1 protein-coding gene is annotated in these 4,091 nt (G+C 40.7%); it reads left to right on the forward strand.

All coding sequences use genetic code 11. The features are described 5' to 3' along the window. Window positions 1–471: 471 nt before the first annotated feature. Window positions 472–4,091, forward strand: a 3,620-nt coding sequence (locus tag ACE1EF_RS19925; protein WP_375722469.1) for a LamG-like jellyroll fold domain-containing protein, incomplete at its 3' end; no start/stop codon positions are given.

A 4,091-nucleotide genomic window follows, 5' to 3' on the forward strand; every position in this document is an offset into this window, starting at 1 on the left:
GGCACAGGATTATATATCATTAAAGCTGAAAGTGCAGGTGCAAGCAAACTGTTCAAAGTTGTAAAAACAAACTAGAAAGTAGTTTTAAATAATTTGAGGCTGTCCGGTTTCCGGGCAGCCTCTTTTTTTTACATATAGCTTAAATCTTTTCTTAAAATTGCTTTGATAAAGCTTTTATTCAGGCTTAGCTATTGTAATTTTAAAAAGGTTTATTTATTTTTATTATTATTTTTTAACAGTATTAAGGAATACTAAACTTGAAATAACTAAAATATACGTCATGAAAGAACCTCTGCTTTCTTTGATCGTTGTTTTCGGTATCTCTTTAGTTGTTTATTCTGTTTTGATCTGAACCGGGATAGAATAACGGTACAGTTTAGTTATTGTTTCAGTATTTCGCAGGAAACGTTGAGTTTTAATTTGTGTATGAAATATATTGATTAAACCAATTTCTAACTAAAATTTGATGGTATGAAAAAAAATCTATTCTTGAGTTATGTAGTAGTTTTAATCGTATTTCTGTTTAGTTCCTTTGGAGTTAATGCTACCATTGTGGATTTAACCGGAAGCGATGATCCTGCTATATTAAAAAGCACGTTGGGTGGTATTGGCGATGGTGATACCATTGTTCTGAAAAGAGGTATGGCTTATGACCTTTCAGCTACATCAATCAGTAAGTCTGTTATGATTATGAGTGTTGAGGGAGCAGGAAGTCCTGCAGTTCTCGACATGGGAGCATCATCTCTTGATATTGCATCAGGAAGTGCCCTGGAATCACTTGTTTTTATGGATGTAGAGGTGAAAGGGGATATTACTGCTGCATATCTAATGAACTTTTCTACAGATGGTAGCATTAATGAATTTATTCTTGACAATGTCTACCTTCATAATCTACGCGGTGTATTCCGTTGCAAAAACGGAGGTGTTAAAACCATCAGTATGTTTAAGATTAATAATGCTGTAGTGGACAGCATTGGTGGTTATGGTGTGATGATCATGGATAACGCCGAAGCCTATTGTTCTGACGTTGAGATCAGTAACAGCACTTTCTCCAGTGTCGGTCAATTATTGAGGTGGAGAAGCACGGATGATGTTAACTCGGTTGTTATTTCTGGCTGCACCTTTTATGATACCCCGAATGATGGATATATCATAAGACTGGATACCGATTCTGTACTGAATGGTGTTGTTATATCTAATTCTGTATTCGGAAAATCAAATAATAAGCTGAAAAGCACGGCTAATTCCGGTTCAAGAGTAGCTGTAACAGCAACAAACTGTTATATGACAGCAGACTGTACGCTGAAACCGGAAGATTTTATGGTTGCGCCGATGACATATGCAGGAAGTGATGCAGATTTGTTTGCAGATGTGGCCACTAAAGATTTTAGCATTACAGATTTATCCTTTATGGGGAAATTTTCAGCTGGTGATCCAAGATGGTATATGGCGCATGAAGACAGAACCAATGAATTCATGACCAATCCGGGATTTGATATTGACTGTAATTATCTTGCTGCTGACGCGGCTGCTAATCTTGGTACAGCTGATAACGGTTCAGCTAATCTGGCGGTGACCGGATGGACGCCAAATTCCACAAGCTGGGCTGCAGGTGCTGCTTTTGAGTATGGTTATGCCGGAACTTTAAATAGCCCGGGTCCAATCCCTGCAACCGCTTCTGATGGTTCTACAACAGGTGCAGGTCATGGAGCGCTTGGTGTATGTGCTGCCTGGGGAGGGAATTCTTATTATACACAGGAAGTTACTTTACCTGCTGGTACGTATGTACTGAAATATAATGTATACAACTCGGGTCCTGCTGCTGCCGGATCAAGTCTTGTAGGGTGGATCCCCGATGGTGGTGCTGCTGTACTGTCTTCACTTGCCAATATGGCACAGAATGTATGGACTCCGGATGAAATAACTTTTACACTTGAGTATAATACCACAGGTATGATCCAGGTTGGTGTAAAAGCTGTAAATGCTGGTTCTGCATCTAACGGCCGTTATTTCTTTGATGACCTTCAACTTAATTTCATCGCGCTTCCTGAAGCTGAATTAAGACATTCCTATACATTTGAAGTAGCTGATACTGCTATTGACGTTGTAGGTGATTTGGATGGTGAATTATTTGGCGATAAAATTACTGTTGCAGACGGAAAAGCCACTGTATCAGGAGCTGCTGCTTCAACAGACGGTTACATTGCATTTGATGCTGCCGCACTGGCATTAAAAGACTATGATGCAATTACACTGGAATTGTACCTGGAAACAGCCGATGGAGCCAATGGTGCCTATACCATGTTATGTTATTTCGGTAATAATAATGGTGGACAAAAAAGCTTCTGGTTCCAGCCGACTATAGACGGTAATGCCTCAAGAGCTGCTGTGGATAATACAAATCCTGTTGCACAGCTGAATGGTATTGAAATGGACGATGGTAAACTTCATCATGTTGTAGCAATATTAACACCTGACGCACTGGAGTATTATCTGGATGGATCTCTTGCAGCTTCAGTAGCTACAGGTGGTGATTACATCTCGACAATTGATACGGTTATTGCACAGTTGTTTAAAGGTCCGAATGGATGGGCAGATGTGAATTATAATGGTACCATTGATGAATTTAATATTTATAACGGAGCTTTAGGTAAACAGGCTATTCTGGATCATGCTGAAGCATTCATCGGTTCAAGTAATTCTGACCTTGGAAGTTTGAGTGTTGGCATTGGTGAACTTAAGCCCCCGTTTGAGAGCTTTACAAGAACATATACTGTAAATATTCCAGGAGGAACTGAAACTGTGGCTATTGATGCAACAGCTAAGTATTCAGGTGCTGTAGTTAAAGGAACCGGTGATTTCAGTATTACCCAGGTTATTGATACAGCGGAAGTCGTTGTTGTTGCTGAGGATGGTAATGATTCAACAACTTACCTGGTTATATTCTCTTCCTTGAGTCCGATAACCGGTACTATTATTGGTCATGCAAGTTCATGGGGTGATGATCCTGCAACATATATTGATGCAGCCTTCGATGGTGATATCAACACGTATGTGGATGCACCTACGGCTACAGGTTATGTAGGATATGATTTTGGTGCTGGAAGAGCTGCCACATTAACAGCATTTAAATATGCTCCGCGTTCAGGTCACGAAGGACGTATGGTAGGTGGCGAATTACGTGGCGCCAACAGTCCTGATTTATCTGATGCTGTAACGCTTTACACCATTACTGATGCCCCAGGCTTTGAAACTACGTTGGTTGGTCTGGAAATGACCGAAAGCTACAGGTATATCTATTATTATTCTGCTGATGGTTACTGTAATATTTCAGAACTTGAAATGTTCGGTGTGGTCAAGGGACTTATGCATTCATATACATTTGAAGATGGAACCGCTGCGGATGTTGTTGGCGGTGCAGATGGAGAGGTCGTCATCAATGACGGTGGATCAGGTAATATTGAAAACGGTGCATTTAATGCAATGGGCGGAAGTTATGTAAAACTTCCTGCAAAGGATATTGCATTGAACAGTTACAATGAAGTTACCCTTGAAGCAACAGTTAAAACAGGCTCAAATCCGGGCTGGACGATGTTGGCTTACTTTGGTTCGGCAGGAGGTGATAACAGTTATTGGATGTCAATTGCCCGTGCAGATAATGTAAGTAAAACATCTGTCGATATGTTGCCTTCAAGTTCAGAAGTAGGTGTGACCGGGGCAGAACCAGGCGCTGATGAATTACATCATTATGTAAGTGTATTAACTGATGATTCAATCAAGTGGTACATCGATGGGGTTAAGATAGGGGCGGTTGCAACACCTGCTGCTTATCTGGTATCCGGTATCTCTCTTGATACTGCCTTGTTATGTGCCGGTGGTTATCCGGATCCTCAGTGGATTGGTTCAGTATATGAATTCAATATCTACGAAGGTGAACTTGATGCAGAAACGATTGCGTCTAAAGCAGAGGCTGCATTACAAGAAAACGGACCTAAAAAAGTTGCTTATGTAACTGAGTCCAAAACGATGGCAGAGACAGCTGCACAGCCGGATGCAGATCCGATTGTAACGATGTTGATGGAAGATGAAAA

This window comes from Quyinboa sediminis, assembly GCF_042219855.1.
Lineage (GTDB): Bacteria > Bacteroidota > Bacteroidia > Bacteroidales > UBA5342 > JBHJHP01.